This window comes from Lysinibacillus antri, from assembly GCF_003977595.1.
Classification (GTDB): Bacteria; Bacillota; Bacilli; order Bacillales_A; family Planococcaceae; genus Ureibacillus; species Ureibacillus antri.
In genome coordinates this window covers 102877-123563 of sequence record NZ_RYYR01000001.1, presented here as the reverse complement: position 1 = coordinate 123563, position 20687 = coordinate 102877, and the positions used below count along the sequence as shown (strand labels likewise).

Sequence of the window (20687 nt, the reverse complement as noted above, 5' to 3'; positions counted from 1 at the left end):
CTTCAGTCGATGTCATTTATTAATGGCCTGCACCAGGTACGTGGATAAATGTAGTATAATACGTGAATCCAGCGAAGAAAATTGTTAAATAAGCTCCGAAAATGTACATGTACATGCGTTCTGTTAGGTTTAAGAAGCCTAATAATAAAAATAATATTGTATTACCAACGAATAATAGCGAAACCTCGTACATATCACCTAAGTAGAACATAACAGCAAATATACCTGTCCAGAAAGCCATAACTTTATACATATTACTCATGAAGAATCCCTCCTTTTGCCATACGACACAATTATCTCAAATCTTATTATAAATGATTGTTAGCAATAATGTAAACTGCTACTTCAATTTTGTTTGTGACAAACAGGTGGAGATTATAATTTTGCAGTATCCGGTACGTTAATAGAGTACTGACAAAATTCACAATCATGAGCCATATTTTCAAATTGTGTAAATTCATTTTGTGAAAATAATGCATCCACTTGTCCTTTTAAATAGGATTCATGTAAGGCACAGACAGTTTCATTATTTGCAGATAATTGATTTTTAAACGGACAGTTATAAATAGTAAAGATAATTTTTCTACCGGTATCTGTCTGTTCAATTTTTGGAATATATCCTATCAAAGCTGCTGACTTCGACAAAATGTTTGTTTTTTCATCAAAATCAATGGAATGTTTCACTTTTTTTTCAGATTGAAGTAATTCATTAATTTGCTGAAAGCCATCTTCATAGCTAATTTTTTTTGCTGTTTCTAGTGCACTCGCTCCAAGTTGATCTATTAGTTGAATAGCCCACTTAATGAGATGGCTTTCCTCGCGTTTAGGGAAACTAAGTTCGATTCCTTGTTCATTTGCTTTATATACGCGTCCAGGTCGACCACCTTTACCAGATTTCACAAAATCTGCTGTAATGACTTTTATTTCAGATAACTTTGTTAAGTGCAATCTTGCTACGTTCGGGTGGATATTAAATTCATCGGCAATATCCTGAACTGTATACGTTTTCTTTTGCTGTAGCATGTATTCATAAATTAGAAAACGAGTTTCATCTGCTAATGTACTTGTAATTTTTAGTGGATGGATTGTCAATAAAATCACCTCTCAATTATTTTTAGCAACTTATACTAATTTTATCTTTTCTATAGTGGAAATGATAGTGGTATAAAAAACATTTTTCAATACAGGAAAAATTTTCAAAGTTAAAACATTAAATGAAAAAGAAGGAAAATCAAATATATTCATTACAATTGTAAATTTTGGCTTGCTTTTTATGAGCCAAAATTTTTTGTTTAAGTATTAGGTGCCAAACTTCAATTTACCATTATATACTTTCGTTAATCAGTTTGCGGTCAATAAAATACTACATGAAAGAGGTGTTTTCATTGGACATTGAATCGGTAGTAGAAAATAAAAGTATGCAATTATTATTAAAAGCAATTCATTTTGGTGCTTCGGATATTCATGTGTTACCAACAAACGAAAGTTACACAATCTATTTTCGTAAATATGGGAAGCTCTTTCCTGCTGGGAAAAGTCCCTTTGAATTAGGGGATCGGATGATTTCGTATTTTAAGTTTTTATCTGCTCTCGATATTAGTGAGAAACGTAAACCTCAAAGTGGATCATTTCAAAAAAACTTTCAAGAGAAAATGTTTGCATTTCGTATATCCACATTACCTTCTGTTTTTAAAAAAGAAAGCCTTGTGATTCGTTTAATGTTACAAAATTCACGTCATCCAATTGCTTCACTTTGTTATAACCAAACTTCAGCAGAGAAATTAATCCAACTCGTATCAAATCGGCAAGGACTACTGTTATTTTGCGGGGCAACTGGCTCAGGCAAAACGACGTCACTTTATTCCTTAGTCAATTATTGTAGTGATTCCCTTGCAAGACAGGTCATTTCCCTAGAAGATCCAGTCGAAAGTAACCAGTCCAAGCTATTGCAAATTCAAGTTAATGAAAGAGCTGGCGTAACGTATGCGACAGGGTTAAAAGCGATATTGAGACATTCGCCGGATGTAATTATGATTGGAGAAATACGAGATAAAGAAACTGCAAAAATTGCCATTGAAGCAGCACTTACGGGACATTTAGTATTATCGACGATTCACTCAAAAGATACTGTCAATTGTTTATATCGCTTAATGGATTTAGGAATTTCGATAGAGGAGATGAGACAAGCGCTTATTGGAATTGTTGCGCAATGCTTAATTCAGATAGAGCAAGAAGATGATAGAAAAGCTTTATTTGAAATTTTAAGCGACTTTAATTTAGTAGAAGCCATTTACTCTACTATGCGTGGCGACGAATATAGGCTACCGATTAAAGAAACATTGACATTTCAACTTTCTTCACTAGAGGTGAAAGAACCGAGTGTTACAACTATTTCATAAAATTAAACGTAAAATTGAATTGTCGAAATTAAGGGGCAAAGTAAAAGATATGTCTACCTTTTTAGGTAGAATTAGTATTTTACTCAAGGAAGGGTATACCTTTTCGGATTCCATTTCAATGTTACTACCTTATCACGTGGATCAAGTTCATTACTGGCACAATACCATTCAGGAAAAGTTAAGAAATGGGGAAGATGTAGTAGATATTTTAAAAGTATTCCCTATACCAAGTCATTATTTAATTGCGGTGAAGATAGCAGAAGAAAATGGGGAAATGGCAAGTGCGTTAGAACACGTTGCGAGACAAATAAATTTTAACGAGAAGATGCGTAAGAAGTTACTAAAACTATTAAGCTATCCTTTATTATTAATGGTAGTTTTAACAACTGTGTTTATTGCATTTCGAACATATTTTTTACCGAGTATACATTACATTGTTTCCTCCAGGCAAAATGAGGAATCATCTAACCTTCACTTATCAAGTTTTTTTCTTCACCTTCCTGATTATCTTTTTGCAACACTATGTCTAGTGGTACTCATTCTCTTCGTTTTTCTAATTTATTTCAAAAAATTAACAGTGGCACAACGATTAGATTTATTAACTAGAATACCAGTTATAAATTATTTTTATCGATTAATTATGACAAGGCAGCTATCCAATACATTGGGCAATTTATTAGTGAGTGGTCTGTCATTACAACAAGCTTTAAATATATTACAACGACAACAATTCAATCAATACTTAGCGCATGTCTCCTCAATACTTGAAAAACAGGTCATCTATGGAGACTCACTCTCTCAGGCAATTTCGAATATGTCCTACTTTTTTCAAAAATTTGAGGATTTTATCAAGCATGGTGAAAAAAGCGGTTACTTAGGAAGGGAGCTACTGATTTATTGTGAGTTATTAGATGAAAGGCTCCAATCCATAATCAAGACAAGTCTATCCATCATCCAACCTGCTCTATTTGTCATTATTGCAGTTTGCATAATAGCTGCCTATTTAAGTGTCTTACTTCCAATGTATGAATTAATTGAAATACTCTAACCGAGGTGAATGATCATTGAATAATTCAAAGGGGTTTACGTTAATTGAGATGTTAATTGTTTTACTCATCATTTCTGTTCTCATATTAATTACGATTCCGAATGTAACAAAGCATTTTGCCACAATTGATGAAAAGGGATGTGAAGCGTACGTTAACATGGTGCAGGGACAAGTTGAAGCTTATCGAATTGATCAAAAAAAATTCCCGACCTCTATAAATGAATTGGTCGAAGCTAGCTATTTAAAAGAGAATGAAACGACTTGTCCAAATGGAGACTTGGTAATCATTCAGGAAGATGGAAGTGTGGTAGTGGATGGAGATGGTGCAAAAGTTAGTGAAAATGTCAGTGGTCAATCATGAATCAATTAATACGAAATAATCACGGTTTTACATTACTTGAGATGTTACTTGTTCTTTCGATTTTAATCATCACAAGTTCCATTGTCTATCAATTTGCTATGAAAATTTCTGAAAAGCAGAGTGTGAATCAGTTTATTCAACAAGTTCAACTAGACATCCAACGAGTTCAAGCGCTTTCTTTAAGTGAGCCCCGACTAATCTACTTTTCTTTCAGTGATAGAAGTTATCAAGCTTATTATGAAAATACTCGCGAAAAAATAGTAGAAGGAAGCTATCCACCGGAAGTTCAATTAATAAAATTTAGTAATTTAAGAAAAATTACGGTTTTTTCAGGAGAGTTTTGGGAATTTGGAACAATACGATTTCATACCCCATTAGGTGAAAGACAAATTATTGTGAATATACAAAAAGGACGGATGAAAATTGTTGAACTATAAGGGAATAACCCTTGTTGAAACCTTACTGACATTAGTTATTCTATTCACAATTGCGTCTACCCTGATTCCTCTTTCCTACCGTATGTATAGTACTTTATATAATAAACAATTAGAGCTCTATGCTTCAGAAACTGCATACGAGGCAGCAAAAGTAATACTTCATGAAAATCATTTTAGCGGTGTAAATACAATCGATCATAATCAGTTTAATTGGGACTATGATGGCGAAAAAATTTGTGTTGAATTCAAAAATTTAAATGGGGAAAGGAAGAAATGTATCAGTCAAATTGGAGAAATCGAATAAATTCAAAAGGATACACATTCATTGAAGCGCTATTTCATTTTATCGTCTTTGCATTATTTCTTCACTTACTAATCTATACGTATAGCTGGATTAACCAAATGAATAATTCACTTTTAAATAACGAGCAAGTTTCGTGGGAATTGTTTGTTCAAGATATTCAACAGTATTTTGTGGATGTGAAAAGTCTCCATCTATATAAAAAAAAAGATGAAAAAATCGAAATTAAATATGTCGATTCAAATAAAATAAAGCAAATACAACGGTATGGTGATATTATTCGACTCCGAACAAACGATCAAGGATATGTACCTTTATTGATAGGAATCCAATCCACTGATTTCTCGTTAAATGGAAACTTGCTAACTATAACTGTTAAATTTACGAGTGGATTAGAAAGGGAGAGGACCTTTTATGTACCAGTATTTAATGAGTAACGAGGGTGGGAGCTATCTTGTGGCAATCATTTTGCTATTTGTAACGACCTTTTTTGTTTCTTATTATATTTTTTCGTTCGAAACGCAAATAAATGTATATAATTCGTTGGAATTCGCCAATGTTCGTGCTACGATAAACCTACTAGAGGAAATTGGAAGTAAGTAGGTTGATTTTTGGTAGTAAAGAAGGTGAAAGTGATGCGGAAGATATATTTAGTGGGCTTTATGGGATGTGGTAAAAGTGTGATCGGTAGAAGATTAAGCTACTTTTTAAAAATGCCCTATTATGATATGGATCATGAAATTGTACGTCAGCAAGGAATGTCTATTCCAGAAATATTCGAACGGTATGGTGAGGCGCATTTTAGAAATTTAGAAACGGAGTTTTTGCAAAATTTCCGTAATGAGGCATGCATTATTGCAACGGGTGGCGGTGTTGCGATGAAAGAAGAAAATCGAAGAATAATGCGTCGAACAGGGTTAGTATTTTTTTTAGATGCAACATTTGAAGATATATATGCCCGTATAAAAAATGATAAAAATCGACCGATTGTTCAACGTTCTACAAAAGAAGATCTTGAACAACTATTTTATACGAGAAGAAAATTTTACCGTGAATCTGGGCATATTCGAGTACTAACAGGTGGACGGACATTGAGACAAATCGTAGAATATATCGGATTTCAAGTGAAACGGTTGAAATGCGAATGATTTTAATTTATACATGTAAAACGTTCGGATTTTGCACTGTTTTAAAAAAAGATTGCCAACCCATTACAATTAATGTTAGGATATAGGCAAAAGAACAATAAAGATTTCAATTCAAATATCGTGCGGATGATTGTGCGGGGAGAGAACGTGAAGAGCGTCGCCGAAGGAGCAAGTAGTGATGAACTATGAATCTCTCAGGCAAAAAGACTCGTACAGGACGCATCTCTGGAGAGCGCTATTTATCTGGATTTTTTTATCTCTTGCATTCAGCGAATACGAGCGTGTTTGTATAACATGTGAAAAATCGTTTTTATTGCAGGAGGGATAATGATAGCCACCAAAGGGGAAAGCCAAGGAATTAGACGAAGAGTCTGTTATTTTGGTGTAACTTTCAGGTGCAAGGACAGGGATTCCTCAAACATGTAGAGGGATTCTTCTGTCCTTTTTTTGTTGTAAAGGAACCAAAATAATATATTCTGATGCGTTGTTCCTTAACCTTCTTATATTTTTAATGATTTGAATATTTGAAATTGCACGCTTTTAGTTAAATTTAAAGGGGGATATAAAATGACAAACCAATTAAAAAGAACACCACTTTTTGAAGAATATGCAAAGTATGGTGGAAAAACAATTGATTTTGGAGGCTGGGAATTACCAGTCCAATTTTCTTCAATCAAAGAAGAACATGATGCAGTGCGTAATCGTGCTGGACTTTTTGATGTATCCCATATGGGTGAAATCTTTGTAGAAGGTGCAGATGCCCTCAATTATCTACAAAACTTACTATCCAATGATATTTCAAAAATAGCCATTGGCGGCGCACAATATAACGCAATGTGTTATGAAAACGGTGGCGTTGTTGATGATCTTCTTGTTTACTATTTAAAAGAAAATAGCTATTTACTATGTGTGAATGCAGCGAATATTGAAAAAGACTTCGAGTGGATGAAGAAGCATGTTCAAGGTGACGTAACCGTTACGAACAAGTCAAATGAATATGCACAAATTGCACTACAAGGTCCACTTTCCGAAGAAATTCTACAAACATTAACAGATACGAATCTATCAGAAATAAAAACTTTTAAATTCATTGAAAATGTAAATGTAGGTGGACACGATGTATTGGTGTCTCGTACGGGTTATACAGGTGAAGATGGATTTGAATTATACGGTGCACCGGTAGCAATTATCGATCTTTGGAATAATATTCTAGATGCTGGTAAAGAAAAGGGTGTCGTTCCTGCTGGGTTAGGTGCACGTGATACATTACGCTTTGAAGCATGTCTACCTCTTTACGGTCAAGAATTATCACAAGATATTACGCCGCTTGAAGCAGGTATTGGCTTTGCCGTGAAGTTACAAAAGGAAAGCGACTTTATTGGTAAGGATGCATTGAAAGCACAAAAAGAAAATGGCTTACCTCGTAAAATTGTTGGCGTTGAAATGATTGATAAAGGAATCCCACGTCACGGATACAAAGTATTTAAAGACGGTGCAGAAATCGGGGAAATCACAACAGGCACACAATCACCTTTAACAAAACGTAATATTGGTTTAGCTTTAATTGATTCGAAGCTTACTGAGTTAGGGACAGAAGTAGAAATCGAAATCCGTAATAAAAAAGTAAAAGCAATCATAGTGGCAACACCTTTTTATAAACGCTCAAAATAAAAGAAAAGAGGGTATTTAAACATGAAACATCGATATCTTCCAATGACGGAAACTGATCAAAAAGAAATGTTAGAGACAATTGGTGTACAAAGTGTTGATGAATTATTTTCAGACATCCCTGAAAAAGTTCGTTTCCAAGGTTTATATAATATTCCAGCGGCGAAGTCAGAATCAGCATTATTAAAAGAATTAAAACAATTAGCGGCTAAAAATAAAGATACAGACACGAACGTATCTTTTTTAGGAGCTGGTATTTACAATCACTATAAACCAATTATTGTAGATCATGTCATTTCGCGTTCTGAGTTTTATACAGCTTATACACCATATCAACCAGAAATCTCTCAAGGGGAATTACAAGCAATTTTTGAATTCCAAACGATGATTGCTGAGCTTACAGGTATGGATTTAGCAAACTCGTCGATGTATGATGGCGGAACATCTCTAGCTGAAGCTGGTATGTTAGCAGCAGGTCATACGCGTCGTAGTAAAATTTTAGTTTCTGATGCTATTCATCCAGAATATCGTGATGTAGTTGCAACTTATGCATATGGTCAATCGATTGAAGTAGTAACAATTCCAACTAAAGACGGTGTGACGGACGTTGAATCTTTAAAAGAATTACTAGATGACAACACGGCTGCAGTAATGGTTCAATATCCAAACTTCTTTGGTCAAGTAGAAGACATTAAAACAATTGGTGAATTAGCACATGATGCAAAAAGCTTATTTGTTGTTTCTTCAAACCCACTTGCACTGGGCGTATTAACACCTCCAGGAAAACTTGGAGCAGACATCGTTGTAGGGGATGCACAACCATTTGGTATTCCTGAAAGCTTCGGTGGACCATACTGTGGATACTTTGCAACAACGACAAAATTAATGCGTAAAGTCCCTGGTCGATTAGTAGGTGAAACGGTTGACCAAGAAGGACGCCGTGGGTATGTTTTAACGTTACAAGCACGTGAACAGCATATTCGCCGTGAAAAAGCGACTTCAAATATTTGTTCGAACCAAGCATTACTTGCTCTTGCAGCTTCTGTTGCGATGACAGCACTTGGTAAAGCAGGTGTGCAAGAAATCGCAAAACAAAACATTGTAAAAACTCGTTTTGCAAAAAATGCCTTTGAGAAAGCAGGTTTTGTTGTACCATTCCAAGGAGCACACTTTAACGAAATCGTTGTAAAAACAAATAAATCTGTAACTGAAATGAATAAAGATTTATTAGAAAAGGGCATTATCGGTGGTTTTGATTTAGGCCGTGTATACCCTGAATTAGAAAACCATGCGTTAATTGCTGTTACTGAATTACGTACAAAAGAGGAAATTGAAGCACTAGTTGCAGAAATGGGGGCTCATAATGCATAACGAAAATCAATCTCTTATTTTTGAGTTATCTAAAGAAGGGCGAGTAGGTTATAGTTTACCAGATTTAGATGTACCAGATTTTGATCTGAATGAACTATTACCAGAAGGATATGTTCGCGAAGAAGCTGCGGAACTACCTGAAGTTTCAGAGCTTGATATTATGCGTCATTATACGGCACTATCTCGTCGTAATCATGGAGTAGATTCTGGGTTCTATCCTCTTGGTTCTTGTACAATGAAATATAATCCGAAAATCAATGAAAATGTTGCACGTCTTTCAGGGTTTGCAAATGTTCATCCATTACAAGATGAATCGACCATACAGGGTGCGATGGAATTACTATATGAATTACAAACCTCATTAGTTGAAATTACAGGTATGGATGAAGTGACATTACAACCAGCTGCTGGAGCGCATGGTGAATGGACTGCTTTAATGATGATTCGCGCATTCCATGAAGCAAATGGAGAAGGTCACCGTACGAAAGTAATCGTTCCTGACTCAGCACACGGTACAAACCCAGCAAGTGCAACTGTTGCTGGATTCGAAACAATCACAGTTAAATCAAATGAAGATGGACTAGTAGACTTAGATGATTTACGTCGTGTAGTTGGGGAAGATACAGCCGCTCTTATGCTTACGAACCCAAATACATTAGGTTTATTTGAAGAGAATATTTTAGAAATGGCTGAAATTATTCATAGTGTTGGTGGAAAAGTGTACTATGATGGTGCCAACCTGAATGCCGTAATGTCAAAAGCACGTCCTGGCGATATGGGCTTTGACTGCGTACATTTAAACTTACACAAAACATTTACTGGTCCGCACGGTGGTGGTGGTCCTGGTTCAGGTCCTGTAGGGGTAAAAGCTGACTTAATTCCATTCTTACCAAAACCAGTTCTAGTAAAAACAGAAGATGGATCATTCCATTTTGATTACAATCGTCCACAATCAATTGGACGTGTAAAACCTTTCTACGGGAACTTTGGTATTAATGTTCGTGCCTATACGTATATCCGCTCAATGGGCCCGGATGGATTAAAAGCAGTAACTGAATATGCTGTATTAAACGCAAACTATATGATGCGTCGTTTAGAAGCTTACTTCGATCTACCATATAACCGCCATTGTAAACATGAATTTGTTTTATCTGGTCGTCGTCAAAAGAAACTGGGTGTCCGCACTTTAGACATCGCAAAACGCTTGTTAGACTTCGGTTATCATCCACCAACAATTTACTTCCCATTAAATGTGGAAGAAGGAATGATGATCGAACCTACCGAAACAGAATCAAAAGAAACGTTAGATGCATTCTGTGACGCGATGATTCAAATTGCGAAAGAAACGGAAGAAAACCCTTCAATCGTTCAAGAAGCACCTCATACAACGGTTATAAGCCGTTTGGATGAAACACGTGCTGCTCGTACGCCAGTTCTACGATATACAAAAGTAGAAGCATAATTATGGAAGGCGCCTCTTAATGGGGGCGTCTTTTCTTTTCGAAAAAGGACAAGTTAATCAGGTTTTAATTTTCACAAGGCATTAATATAGTGACATGAGGGAGGGGAAAGGTGCTTAAAGAATTCATTAACTTTGATCGATTGATTACAGGTGAAATTATTAAGTATCTATTCTGGATAGGCGCTGCAATTTCCGTTTTGATGGGGATTATTGCGTTTTTAACGGGTATTGTTACAGGGGAGTTTTTAGGGGCCCTTTTTGGTCTTATATTCATCATAATTGGTCCGTTAATTGTACGAATCTATTGCGAAATTGCCATTGTGTTTTTTAAAATTTATGAAGTGTTAAAAGAGATCAACGAAAAATAAATTTAGAACTAAGGTATTGATTATTGAACGAAAAAAACTCATATATAAAAGAATGGTTTATTTTAATAGGAAGAAACTCATTTTTTTCTATCTTTTTCGACATAGCTCGACGCGTTTATTTTAAAAAAATGGCCTAAAAAAACAGATATATATATATTGAAAAATGGGTGGCTCAATTACTTTTGAGCCATCCCATTTTTTGATTGTCGTTTTAACGCAAAAGATATAGTAAGAATTTCTTATTATGCTTTTGATTTTACTTTACCAGTCCAAGATTTAAAGCCACCTTGTAATTGGTAAACTTGATTGTATCCCTTCTTTTTTAAGAAAAGAGCAGCACGAGCACTACGCCCGGAATTTTGGCAGTAAAGATAAACAGGTAGGTCAGAACGTATTTCTTTATAGCGTTGACGTAATTGTGTTGATGGCACGTTACGAGCACCTAAAATATGACCTGCTTCAAACTCTTTTACTTCACGAACATCGATTAGTTGAGCTTTTCGATATCCTTGAATAAATTCATCCTGAGTTAAATTCGTTACTGCTTTTTTAAGTCGTAGCATATTTACTAGAACGTATATGATAATTAGACCTAGTATAATAGCAATTGTATAAAGTACTTCCACTAACTATTTCCCCTTTCTATCTTCATATCCATTATAAAAGAGAAAGTAGCGATAGTCCAATGAGTTTGTTAAAATGGTAATTATGTTAAGGAGATGAAGTGATGAAAGCAAAATGGTATTTTATAAACTCTGGACCATGTAGTCCGTCATATAATATGGCGTTAGATGAAGCATTATTGGATCTACATAGTGAAGGCAAAATTCCTCCTGTTATTCGTTTTTATGAATGGAACCCAGCCACTCTTTCTATCGGTTATTTCCAAAGTGCACAAAAAGATATTGATTTAGATGCTGTTAAGGCTCAAGGTCTAGGTTTTGTAAGACGGCCAACTGGTGGACGAGCTGTGTTACACGAACATGAATTAACATATAGCATTATCGTGTCTGAACAATACACAAATATGCCAGCAACTGTCACGGAGGCCTATCGTGTTCTTAGTGAAGGGTTACTCGTTGGTTTCCAAAACTTAGGGTTAGATGCCTATTTTAGTGTGCCGGATACAGAGGAAAAACGAGCGGATTTAAAAAATCCAAAAAGCGCGGTTTGCTTTGATGCACCAAGCTGGTATGAACTTGTTGTAGAGGGGAAGAAAGTAGCGGGAAGTGCCCAAACACGTCAAAAAGGTGTTATTTTACAACATGGTGCCATTTTACTAGATCTTGATGATGAAAAACTATTATCCGTTTTTAAATTCTCATCCCCAGAAGTAAAAGAAAGAATGCGAAGAAAGCTACCACAAAAGGCTGTAGCGATTAATCAATTAACAGATAAAACGATTACGATCCCTCAATGTATAACGGCGTTTAGAAATGGGTTTGAGGGTGCGTTAGATATTGAGCTAGTGCCTTACGAGTTAACAGCTGAGCAACTTGAATATGTAAAACAGCTTGAAGAAACAAAATACTTGACAGATGAATGGAATTTTAGAAAATAGCAATTAGAACGTACGTTTCTAAAATGTGAAAATTTTTTTTAGAGTTGAAAATCTTATATTTTCAAGGTTTTGTGCCGTTTTGAAAAAATCAAGCCCTTGCAATGATATTTTTTATGAGGTAATCTTTTCTAGTAATTAAAATAAAAAACCATATCTAGTATTACGTACATGATTGATGCACAATATATTGTGTTATCGTATGATGTATGTGATACTAGATATATTATTGTAAGGGAGGCTGGCAGATGGTAATGACAAGTAAGACTCAAGCAACCATCCTCGTAGAACAACTTAACAAGGACATTGAGCAATTTCCTCAAGTTCATCCAATCACACCAGATATGAAAATCACCCATAAAGGTGTATCAAGACTGGTGATGATTGACCGCTATTCATTTAAGGATACTGAAAAGAAAACATTAAAGCCTGGCGATTTTGTCGTATTAACGGTGAAGGAAGATCCAAAATTTCCTGCGCGAGGATTAGGGTATGTGCAATCAATTGACTTTGAAGCGAAAAAGGCAGAAATCTTAATTGAGGAAGAATATCGACATGTACTTGATACGCAAACAGAACAAGAAACAGGCATTATTGTTCGCTCCTTAGATGTGATTGAAAAGCCTCTTGAAGTTTTCTATGAACAAATCGCAAAACGAAATGCTACTGGGTTAGCAGTTGTAGAAGAAACCGAAGAAAAAAGACAAGAATGGTTTAATAAATTTTATGAACAACTCGTTTCATTAAAATTTATTCCTGCTGGTCGAGTACTTTATGGTGCTGGATCAGAAACAGAAGTTACGTTCTTTAACTGTTACGTAATGCCATTTGTCCCGGACAGCCGAGAAGGAATCAGTGACCATCGTAAATCGGTAATGGAAATTATGAGCCGTGGTGGTGGAGTTGGTACGAATGGTTCAACCCTTCGTCCACGAAATACACTAGCGCGCGGTGTCAATGGGAAATCAAGTGGTTCTGTATCATGGCTTGATGACATTGCAAAACTGACGCATCTGGTTGAACAAGGTGGGTCAAGACGTGGTAAGAGAATAGTTTAATTGAGAGTGCCTCGTCTATAAAATACCTCGTGAACTGCTGGGAAGTCTTTTACTGAAATATTTTCACTTAGCAAAATAAGGGTGATAAATATGGAAGTTTATAATACAAAATAGAGTTTAACAATGCTTCTGACTAATTATGTGAGAATAAGTATTATAAATGCTCTACTAGCTACAACGTAACTGGAAACGGTAAGCGTGAATGCTTAAAAATAGTAGAGGGATAAAGATTATCAGCAGCCAAGTTCCTGTAAAATGGAGAAGGTTCAACGGCCATCGAAAGCACATGCAAGGCATCAAGGCATGGAAGCGAGTAGAGTAGGGATGAAGCCATTCCGAAGTGCGAGGGCATCTACAATGATGTAAGATATGGTCTCAACATCTATGGTGACATAGAGAGTAAGTGTAGCGAACTTACGCAAGAAATCGGCTCAAATGATTATGCTAGCAGATTGGCACCCAGATATAGTGGAATTCATCATTTCAAAAATGCAAAATCCACGTATTTTACGGTTCCTAATTGAAAATACGAATGAAGAGTTAATCTCATCACTCGCAAATGAAAAATTAAAATTTAAACCATTAACACAACAAGAAGAAGCAATGTATCAAAGCATTGTAAATTATAAAAACATTCCTGGTTACGGTGGATTTAGCGAAGCAATTATTAAAGACGCAGAAGGTAAACTTCGTGACGGTGGAACATATAGCGTTCATAATCCGGAGTTTTTAACAGGTGCAAATATATCTGTTACTTTAACAAAAGATTTCATGCAAGCGATTGAAAACGATGAAGATTATGAACTTCGATTCCCGGATGTTGCGAACTATACGCCTGAAGAAATGGCTATTTATAATGAAAAATGGCATGAAATAGGGGATGTTCGTGAGTGGGAAGCGCTTGGTCATAGAGTTCGCACATATCGCAAAATTAAAGCCCGTGAACTGTGGAATTTAATTAATATTTGTGCAACTTATGCTGCTGAACCAGGGATTTTCTTTATCGATAACGCGAACGACATGACCAATGCTCGTGCATATGGACAAAAGGTTGTAGCGACAAATCCGTGTGGTGGACTTCGCCTCACGTTAAAAATTGCGGGATAAAGCGGGAAGGCTGAGACGCTAATCCGAACCGAAGACTAATGGTAAAGCGTTAGTCAGGGGCAACGCATACTCGGTGATCCTACTTATGTAGACTATAATCCGGGCAAGAGACCGCAACACTTGAAAAAGTGAAGAGATATGCTGAACTACCTCTGCACAACCAAAAAAATTCCAAAAAAGCTAGGATTTAAGGGGTGTGAAGACATGCTTCATAGGAATAAGGATTACAATAAATGGAGCATGCTGAAATGAAAGGGTAGAACTAGAGGATAAAAAGCCTTTAGGATAACAAAATGGAACAACCACTTGCACCGTTTTCTGTTTGTAACTTAGCTGCGGTGAATTTAGCTAAGTTTGCAGAGAAGGACACAAAAACAGTAAACTATAATGCATTACGCGAAACGGTTCAAATCGGTGTGCGGATGCAAGATAACGTTATTAACTCAACTCCATACTTCTTAGAAGAAAATCGTAAACAAGCATTAGGGGAGCGTCGTGTCGGTCTTGGTGTGATGGGACTAGCAGACTTACTCATCTATTGTGAAAAAGAATATGGATCACCAGAAGGCAATAAACTAGTTGATAAAATCTTTGAAACGATCGCCGTTGCTGCGTATGAAACATCGATTGAGCTTGGTAAAGAGCGCGGAAGCTTCCCATTCTTACAAGGTGAGACAGAAGAAGAAACAAATCGCTTAAGACAAGCCTTTATCAATACAGGCTACATGCAAAAGATGCCTGAGCATGTACGTCAAGGAATTTTAGAAAATGGTATTCGTAACTCTCATTTATTAACTGTTGCACCAACGGGTAAACATATTGCCCCATACATTTGTAAAAATGTAGCGTAAACTTGGCTATATGCGGGAAACTCTGGCGTATCTTTTACTACCTAGCTTTGCCAGCTACTATAGGGTAAAAACGTAAAAGTGTTGGTTTTCGCCTACCAGACAATCCGCAGGGAAGTCGTGGCTGACCCCTCAACGACTACATGCCGAGCAACCATTTGAAAAAGACATTCTAAAATGGTTGATGATATAGTCTGACCCATATGGCGACATATGGAACGGGTACTAATAATCCCGTCCTCTATATAGAGAGTAACAAAAGTGAGTACTGGTACAATGGTCGGAGTTGCAACTGGGCTTGAGCCTTACTTCTCCTTCGTATATTACCGTTCAGGTCGACTTGGTAAGTTTATCGAAGTGAAGGCAGAAATCGTTCAAGAATATATCGATCGACATCCAGAAGTTGATGAGAACAATCTACCAAATTGGTTCATCTCTTCAATGGAATTATCGCCTGAAGCGCATGCAGATGTTCAGTGTGTGATTCAGCGTTGGGTCGATTCATCTATCTCAAAAACAGTGAATGCGCCTAAAGGTTATACGGTGGAGCAAGTTCAAAAAGTATATGAACGTCTATATAAAGGTGGAGCAAAAGGTGGTACGGTCTACGTGGATGGTAGCCGTGATTCACAGGTGCTTACATTAAAAGCGGAATCTTCCCATGATGAGCAATTAGCATTCGATGAAGTGTTAGAGGAAAAAGTGAATGGGAAAAATCCTGTAGTTTTAGTGGATACGATTGCCCCTCTAACAACTACAAACGTGACAATTGGTTCTGAAGTAGGGAATACTTGTCCGGTATGTCGACAAGGTACTGTAGAAGAACTAGGTGGTTGTAATACATGTACAAGCTGTGGTGCCCAACTAAAATGTGGATTATAAGTGTAAAATTCACTCGCCAGTTTTAAAGTAACCAAAAACTAGTCTCTATATCTTAACAATAAAACGCCAATTTCTAATTATCGGAAATTGGCGTTTTTGTATGTAAACTATGAAGCCCAAAAGTAGTCATAGCTATTTTTAATAATTAGCACAACTGTCATGACAATGAAAAGTAGACGAACAAAGGTAGTTCCTCGATTTAATGTAAATTTCGTACCGGAGAAAGCCCCTGCCATCATCGATACTCCCATAATTAAGCCGTAAGAAAAGACGACTTCCCCGAGAAACAAAAACAGAATGAGCGCGGAAATGTTACTAATAAAATTTAATAGCTTGGCATTTCCGGCAGCTTGTAAAAAATCAAAGCCCATAATTAGAAAGATAAGGATAATAAATGACCCCGTTCCAGGACCGAAAAAGCCATCATAAAAGCCGATCAATACTAAACTACCAAAAAAGATAATTCTTCGTTTCCACGTAAATGGTTTTCAATCTTCCAGTTGTCCGAAGTCTTTCTTATATAGTGTATAAAGAAGAACGATGACGAGCATGACGATAATTAGGGGACGTAAAATTTCCGAATCAATCAAATGGACGGTCCAAGCGCGGAACATGGAAAAAATAAAGACAAAGGGTAAAATGGGGCCGATTAGTTTAAAGTCAACTTTGCCTGCTTTAAAGAAGATTAAAGTACCTGTTAAATTTCCCATAGAAGCGGCTAGTTTGTTTGTTGCAATGGCTGTGGAAGGGGGGAGCCCCACTAATAATAGTGCCGGTAACGTAATCAAACCACCGCCACCCACCGTTGCATTAATGAATGCCCCGACAAACCCGAAGAAAACTAATAATAGAACTTTTATTAAATCTAGTTCCGTGCTGTAAACTCCCTAATTTCTGCGATATTATCGAATCTGTCGGGAGTTGTGCATGCGTGCTCAAAAAATTACGTTAAAAAAGCGTGCTTGGCTTGTACCAAACACGCTTTACATTAATCATGATGTAATTCCATTGCTAGCTCTGGATTTTTTTCAACTTCGTGGAGCTTATTAAAGGAAGCAATGGCTACTTCAACCATTTCGTCTTTCGGCTCTTTCGTTGTTAATAATTGTAACCATAAACCAGGGTAGCCAAAGTATTTTAAAACTGGAATATCGCGTAGTGCATTTGTCGCTTGAAGCACTTCAAAGGAAATACCAAGTACTACAGGAATTAATAAAATACGAATGACAATACGTAACCATAATGGATCGGTCGGGAAGAAGAAGTAAACGAACATTCCAATGATTACAGTGAATAAAATGAAACTGGAGCCGCAACGATAATGTAAGCGAGATTGTTTTTGGACATTGGCAACCGTTAACTCCATGCCCGCTTCATAACAATTGATTACTTTATGTTCCGCACCGTGATATTGGAAGACCCGTTTTATGATCGGTGTCATCGATATAAAATATAAATACACAAGGAGTAATATGAGCTTAAACCCTGTTTCTAGGAATATTTGAGGATATTTCCCTGTTACCCATGGAGAAAATAACTCTGCTAAAAAAACTGGAACTAAAGTGAAGACAAATTTACCAAATATAAATGATATAACCCCGACAACCGCGACACCAAGAATCATTTGTAGCTTTGACATTTCTGGGCCATCAACCTCTTCTTCACCTGGGTCAACATCATAACGTTCACTTGCAAATTGTAAATGTTTTGCTCCGAGACCTGAAGATTCAATTAATGCTATTACACCGCGAACAAAAGGAATTTTCTTTAGCTTTTGAAAAATTGGCTTTTTTGGTTTTTTAGCATAGTAATAATCTATTGAATCATCATTTCTGCGGACTGCTGTTACGGTATGGTCCTGTCCACCAAACATAACGCCTTCTAGAAGTGCTTGACCGCCATAAACAGGTGCTGAATTACTCAAATTATGTACACCACTCTCTCAAAATATAAAACTAATAGCTATACTATTGTACTAAATTTTATGCAAAACCTCTACATTTTCGCATAACGAAATTTATTTATGGGGAAACTAACATAAAAAAGAGGTGTTGTAAATGATTTATTTAGCTGTTGTGACGAGTATTTTTGCGTCGATTTTTCTAACCATTTCAATGAAAGTACTTTCACTATTCCATTTTGTTAAGTGGAGTCCAGTAGGCTATACAAAAAGGTTAGGTATTCTTGAAAATAGTCATTGGTCCATCAAGTGGTTATTCCTATTAATTATCGTGTTTCTCATTACATTGATCTTTTATTTAATTATGCAATATATCATTCTTGTTCCGCATTTTTTAACTTCATTAGTTATTGGCGCATTATTAGCTTTGATTATTGAGTGGTTTATTTTTGAATTACCAGCAGAGTTATCGTCTTTTAAAAAATTATCTATTCCTTTTATGGTAACGGTGATTGTCACTGCTCGATTCGTCTTCGAAACGGCTGCATATCATTATCGCGCTCATGCTGAACGAAATAAGTTGCCCTATAAAGACACTGTGATAAAATAAATAAGTGGTAATTTTTCGCTAATAAAGGAGAATAATGAATGAAGCTATTAGTATTAAATGGCCCCAATTTAAATCGGTTAGGTAAACGTGAGCCAGAAATCTATGGCAGCGAAACGTTGGAGGATGTGAAAGAAAAATGTACATCTCTCGCTTCGTCATTTCAAGCAACTTTGGATTTTAAGCAATCGAATCACGAGGGAGTACTAATCGATTGGATTCATGAAGCGGAGGATACTGGAGTGGATGGGATTATTTTTAATCCTGGTGCCTATACACATACAAGTATTGCGCTTAGGGACGCCATTGCAGCGGTAAATGTGCCTGTCATAGAAGTGCACATTTCCAATATACATAAGCGAGAAGCATTTCGTCATGAATCAAAACTTGCAGCAGAATGTGTAGGGCAAATTTGCGGGTTAGGTACATTTGGCTATGAGCTAGCCATTAGAAAGTTCTTAGAACAATAAAGAGAGGATCTTTGACATGTTAAAATTAGAAAAGTTGCGTAAAGCGTTAGTAGAAAATAATATCGATGGGCTACTGATTACAAATGAATTTAACCGTCGTTATATGACTGGCTTTACAGGTAGTGCGGGTGTAGTGATTGTATCGAAAGATGATTCGGTATTTATTACGGATTTTCGTTACACGGAGCAAGCTAAAAAACAAGTTCAAGATTTTCGAATTGTTCAACATGATGGTGTTCTTTACAAGGAAGTTGCGAATCAAGTAGAGAAAATGGGTATTAAAACATTAGGTTTCGAGAAAGATACAATGACTTATGGGACATATGAAACTTATAAATCCTTATTAAAAGCTGATTTAGTGCCGTTTTCTGGATTAATTGAAAAAATACGCTTGATTAAGACTGAACAAGAGATTAATATTATTAAGGTTGCATGTGAGATTGCAGATCAAGCATTTACTCATATTTTAAAGTTTATAAAACCAGGCTTGACTGAGCTTGAAGTATCGAATGAATTAGAATTTTTCATGCGAAAACTTGGGGCAACTTCATCCTCTTTTGACACAATCGTTGCAAGCGGCGTGCGTAGTGCCTTACCACACGGAGTTGCCACAGATAAAGTGATTGAAAAGGGTGATTTCGTCACACTTGATTTCGGTGCATTATATAATGGCTATGTCTCAGATATAACACGTACAATCGCAGTGGGGCAACCTTCTGAAAAACTGATCGACATGTACAACACTGTTTTAGAATCGCAACTTTTAGCGTTGGAAAAGGTTGGTCCTGGTATGACAGGCATTCAAGCAGATGCGGTAGCTCGTGATTATCTAACATCGAAGGGCTATGGTGAAGCGTTTGGACATTCAACTGGTCATGGAATTGGTTTAGAAGTTCATGAAGGTCCTGCACTTTCATTCCGTTCAGAAGCAGTTTTAGAACCAAATATGGTTGTAACAATCGAACCGGGTATTTATTTACCAGGCATAGGTGGCGTTCGTATTGAAGACGATATTATTATCACAGAAACAGGTAATGAAAAATTAACACATTCGACAAAAGAACTAATTATTTTATAATGGAGGAATATTCATGATTTCAGTAAACGATTTCCGTACTGGTCTTACAATTATGATTGATGGCCAATTATACCGTGTATTAGATTTCCAACACGTTAAACCAGGTAAAGGTGCAGCATTTGTACGTTCTAAATTACGTAACCTACGTAACGGAAACGTAACAGAAAAAACGTTCCGCGCAGGTGAAAAAGTAGAGAAGGCGCAAATCGATAACCGTAAAATGCAATATTTATATGCACAAGGTGATTCTCATGTGTTCATGGATATGGAATCATATGAACAAACAGAATTAGCAGGAGCGCAAATTGAAGAAGAGTTAAAATATCTTCTTGAAAATATGGAAGTTCACATTCAAACGTATCAAGGTGAAATGTTAGGAGTAGAACTACCAAACACGGTTGTATTAGAAGTAAAAGAAACAGAGCCAGGAATTAAAGGCGACACTGCTTCAGGTGGATCAAAACCTGCTACAATGGAAACAGGTTTAGTCGTTCAAGTACCATTCTTCGTTAATGAAGGCGATAAATTAATTATTAACACTACTGAAGGTTCATACGTTTCTCGTGCATAACCTGTAATGCACATTCAGTAAGCTTAATTAAATAGAAAATCTAAG

At 36.3% G+C, this 20687-nt stretch carries 20 protein-coding genes, 5 pseudogenes and 1 riboswitch; of the genes and pseudogenes, 20 read left to right on the top strand and 5 right to left on the bottom strand.

Going from position 1 to position 20687, the window contains the following annotated elements:
- Window positions 1-19: 19 nt before the first annotated feature.
- Together EK386_RS00655 and EK386_RS00650 are read right to left on the bottom strand one after the other, a co-directional pair.
- Window positions 20-262 carry a DUF2626 family protein gene (locus EK386_RS00655; RefSeq protein WP_126657079.1) on the bottom strand — a complete coding sequence of 81 codons (243 nt, stop codon included), beginning with the start codon at window positions 260-262 and terminating at the stop codon, window positions 20-22.
- A gap of 113 nt (window positions 263-375) precedes the next feature.
- The gene (locus tag EK386_RS00650; RefSeq protein ID WP_246027546.1) at window positions 376-1092 is read right to left on the bottom strand and encodes a helix-turn-helix transcriptional regulator; all 717 of its coding nucleotides are present in this window, start codon (window positions 1090-1092) and stop codon (window positions 376-378) included.
- Window positions 1093-1367: 275 nt separating this feature from the next.
- On the opposite strand from EK386_RS00650, the gene comGA reads away from it, so the two are divergent.
- The 11 genes from comGA to EK386_RS00590 all read left to right on the top strand — a co-directional run bounded on the left by comGA (window position 1368) and on the right by EK386_RS00590 (window position 10563).
- Window positions 1368-2399, top strand: a complete 1032-nt coding sequence (gene comGA / locus EK386_RS00645) for a competence type IV pilus ATPase ComGA (RefSeq protein ID WP_126657078.1) — start codon at window positions 1368-1370, stop codon at window positions 2397-2399.
- Window positions 2380-3447: a competence type IV pilus assembly protein ComGB gene (gene comGB / locus EK386_RS00640; RefSeq protein ID WP_126657077.1), complete on the top strand. Its 1068-nt coding sequence runs from the start codon at window positions 2380-2382 to the stop codon at window positions 3445-3447. The genes comGA and comGB overlap by 20 nt, the downstream gene beginning before the upstream one ends.
- Window positions 3448-3496: 49 nt before the next feature.
- Window positions 3497-3808 (top strand): competence type IV pilus major pilin ComGC, encoded by a 312-nt coding sequence (comGC, locus tag EK386_RS00635; protein WP_246027552.1) that lies wholly within the window; start codon window positions 3497-3499, stop codon window positions 3806-3808.
- Window positions 3805-4245: a pilus assembly FimT family protein gene (locus EK386_RS00630; protein WP_126657075.1), complete on the top strand. Its 441-nt coding sequence runs from the start codon at window positions 3805-3807 to the stop codon at window positions 4243-4245. Before comGC ends, EK386_RS00630 begins: the two co-directional genes overlap by 4 nt.
- On the top strand, window positions 4232-4549 hold the full coding sequence (locus EK386_RS00625) for a hypothetical protein (protein WP_126657074.1): 318 nt from the start codon (window positions 4232-4234) through the stop codon (window positions 4547-4549). Before EK386_RS00630 ends, EK386_RS00625 begins: the two co-directional genes overlap by 14 nt.
- Window positions 4519-4983 (top strand): competence type IV pilus minor pilin ComGF, encoded by a 465-nt coding sequence (gene comGF / locus EK386_RS00620; protein ID WP_126657073.1) that lies wholly within the window; start codon window positions 4519-4521, stop codon window positions 4981-4983. Before EK386_RS00625 ends, comGF begins: the two co-directional genes overlap by 31 nt.
- A 198-nt stretch (window positions 4984-5181) precedes the next feature.
- Window positions 5182-5694: a shikimate kinase gene (locus tag EK386_RS00610; RefSeq protein WP_126657071.1), complete on the top strand. Its 513-nt coding sequence runs from the start codon at window positions 5182-5184 to the stop codon at window positions 5692-5694.
- Window positions 5695-5820: 126 nt separating this feature from the next.
- A riboswitch (glycine riboswitch) is annotated at window positions 5821-5914 on the top strand.
- A 347-nt stretch (window positions 5915-6261) separates the two neighbouring features.
- Complete coding sequence (gene gcvT / locus EK386_RS00605; RefSeq protein ID WP_126657070.1) at window positions 6262-7365, top strand: glycine cleavage system aminomethyltransferase GcvT; 1104 nt, start codon at window positions 6262-6264, stop codon at window positions 7363-7365.
- Between the two features lie 21 nt (window positions 7366-7386).
- Window positions 7387-8733, top strand: coding sequence for an aminomethyl-transferring glycine dehydrogenase subunit GcvPA (gcvPA, locus tag EK386_RS00600; protein ID WP_126657069.1), 1347 nt, complete (start codon window positions 7387-7389; stop codon window positions 8731-8733).
- On the top strand, window positions 8726-10195 hold the full coding sequence (gene gcvPB / locus EK386_RS00595) for an aminomethyl-transferring glycine dehydrogenase subunit GcvPB (protein WP_126657068.1): 1470 nt from the start codon (window positions 8726-8728) through the stop codon (window positions 10193-10195). The genes gcvPA and gcvPB overlap by 8 nt, the downstream gene beginning before the upstream one ends.
- A 110-nt stretch (window positions 10196-10305) precedes the next feature.
- Window positions 10306-10563, top strand: coding sequence for a DUF4282 domain-containing protein (locus EK386_RS00590; protein WP_126657067.1), 258 nt, complete (start codon window positions 10306-10308; stop codon window positions 10561-10563).
- Window positions 10564-10805: 242 nt separating this feature from the next.
- On the opposite strand, the gene EK386_RS00585 is transcribed toward EK386_RS00590, so the two are convergent.
- Window positions 10806-11189, bottom strand: a complete 384-nt coding sequence (locus EK386_RS00585; RefSeq protein ID WP_126657066.1) for a rhodanese-like domain-containing protein — start codon at window positions 11187-11189, stop codon at window positions 10806-10808.
- Between the two features lie 101 nt (window positions 11190-11290).
- Here EK386_RS00585 and EK386_RS00580 point away from each other — a divergent pair, with 101 nt between their 5' ends.
- The 5 genes and pseudogenes from EK386_RS00580 to EK386_RS00560 form a co-directional block, all read left to right on the top strand.
- Window positions 11291-12124, top strand: a complete 834-nt coding sequence (locus EK386_RS00580) for a lipoate--protein ligase family protein (protein WP_126657065.1) — start codon at window positions 11291-11293, stop codon at window positions 12122-12124.
- 245 nt (window positions 12125-12369) lie between these two features.
- A pseudogene (locus EK386_RS00575) lies at window positions 12370-13176 on the top strand (ribonucleotide reductase barrel domain-containing protein); the annotation flags it as partial.
- 423 nt (window positions 13177-13599) lie between these two features.
- Window positions 13600-14253: pseudogene (locus EK386_RS00570) on the top strand (ribonucleotide reductase barrel domain-containing protein); the annotation flags it as partial.
- Between the two features lie 329 nt (window positions 14254-14582).
- Window positions 14583-15137 (top strand): annotated as a pseudogene (locus EK386_RS00565) (ribonucleotide reductase barrel domain-containing protein); the annotation flags it as partial.
- A gap of 261 nt (window positions 15138-15398) precedes the next feature.
- Window positions 15399-16016: pseudogene (locus EK386_RS00560) on the top strand (ribonucleotide reductase barrel domain-containing protein); the annotation flags it as partial.
- Between the two features lie 107 nt (window positions 16017-16123).
- On the opposite strand, the pseudogene EK386_RS00555 reads toward EK386_RS00560, so the two are convergent.
- Together EK386_RS00555 and EK386_RS00550 are read right to left on the bottom strand one after the other, a co-directional pair.
- Window positions 16124-16876, bottom strand: a pseudogene (locus EK386_RS00555) (TSUP family transporter).
- Window positions 16877-17004: 128 nt separating this feature from the next.
- A complete protein-coding gene (locus tag EK386_RS00550) occupies window positions 17005-17940 on the bottom strand; it encodes a DUF1385 domain-containing protein (RefSeq protein WP_126657060.1) in 936 nt (311 codons plus the stop codon).
- A gap of 133 nt (window positions 17941-18073) precedes the next feature.
- Between EK386_RS00550 and EK386_RS00545 the strand changes: the two genes are divergently transcribed.
- Genes EK386_RS00545 through efp form a run of 4 tightly spaced genes read left to right on the top strand, consistent with a single transcriptional unit; the run spans window position 18074 to window position 20642 of the window.
- Window positions 18074-18526, top strand: a complete 453-nt coding sequence (locus EK386_RS00545; RefSeq protein WP_126657059.1) for a hypothetical protein — start codon at window positions 18074-18076, stop codon at window positions 18524-18526.
- A 38-nt stretch (window positions 18527-18564) separates the two neighbouring features.
- Window positions 18565-18993 (top strand): type II 3-dehydroquinate dehydratase, encoded by a 429-nt coding sequence (aroQ, locus tag EK386_RS00540; RefSeq protein ID WP_126657058.1) that lies wholly within the window; start codon window positions 18565-18567, stop codon window positions 18991-18993.
- Between the two features lie 16 nt (window positions 18994-19009).
- The gene (locus EK386_RS00535; RefSeq protein WP_126657057.1) at window positions 19010-20071 is read left to right on the top strand and encodes a M24 family metallopeptidase; all 1062 of its coding nucleotides are present in this window, start codon (window positions 19010-19012) and stop codon (window positions 20069-20071) included.
- A 13-nt stretch (window positions 20072-20084) separates the two neighbouring features.
- The gene (gene efp, locus EK386_RS00530; RefSeq protein ID WP_126657056.1) at window positions 20085-20642 is read left to right on the top strand and encodes an elongation factor P; all 558 of its coding nucleotides are present in this window, start codon (window positions 20085-20087) and stop codon (window positions 20640-20642) included.
- Window positions 20643-20687 lie beyond the last annotated feature (45 nt).

What these genes read in the sequence shown, in the direction of transcription:
- EK386_RS00610 (WP_126657071.1), top strand. Translation starts at nt 5,182, where the DNA reads ATGCGGAAGATATATTTAGTGGGCTTTATGGGATGTGGTAAAAGTGTG.
- EK386_RS00545 (WP_126657059.1), top strand. Translation starts at nt 18,074, where the DNA reads ATGATTTATTTAGCTGTTGTGACGAGTATTTTTGCGTCGATTTTTCTA.
- comGC (WP_246027552.1), top strand. Translation starts at nt 3,497, where the DNA reads ATGTTAATTGTTTTACTCATCATTTCTGTTCTCATATTAATTACGATT.
- gcvPB (WP_126657068.1), top strand. Translation starts at nt 8,726, where the DNA reads ATGCATAACGAAAATCAATCTCTTATTTTTGAGTTATCTAAAGAAGGG.
- gcvPA (WP_126657069.1), top strand. Translation starts at nt 7,387, where the DNA reads ATGAAACATCGATATCTTCCAATGACGGAAACTGATCAAAAAGAAATG.
- EK386_RS00655 (WP_126657079.1), bottom strand. Translation starts at nt 262, where the DNA reads ATGAGTAATATGTATAAAGTTATGGCTTTCTGGACAGGTATATTTGCT.
- efp (WP_126657056.1), top strand. Translation starts at nt 20,085, where the DNA reads ATGATTTCAGTAAACGATTTCCGTACTGGTCTTACAATTATGATTGAT.
- aroQ (WP_126657058.1), top strand. Translation starts at nt 18,565, where the DNA reads ATGAAGCTATTAGTATTAAATGGCCCCAATTTAAATCGGTTAGGTAAA.
- comGF (WP_126657073.1), top strand. Translation starts at nt 4,519, where the DNA reads ATGTATCAGTCAAATTGGAGAAATCGAATAAATTCAAAAGGATACACA.
- comGA (WP_126657078.1), top strand. Translation starts at nt 1,368, where the DNA reads ATGAAAGAGGTGTTTTCATTGGACATTGAATCGGTAGTAGAAAATAAA.
- EK386_RS00580 (WP_126657065.1), top strand. Translation starts at nt 11,291, where the DNA reads ATGAAAGCAAAATGGTATTTTATAAACTCTGGACCATGTAGTCCGTCA.
- gcvT (WP_126657070.1), top strand. Translation starts at nt 6,262, where the DNA reads ATGACAAACCAATTAAAAAGAACACCACTTTTTGAAGAATATGCAAAG.
- EK386_RS00535 (WP_126657057.1), top strand. Translation starts at nt 19,010, where the DNA reads ATGTTAAAATTAGAAAAGTTGCGTAAAGCGTTAGTAGAAAATAATATC.
- EK386_RS00630 (WP_126657075.1), top strand. Translation starts at nt 3,805, where the DNA reads ATGAATCAATTAATACGAAATAATCACGGTTTTACATTACTTGAGATG.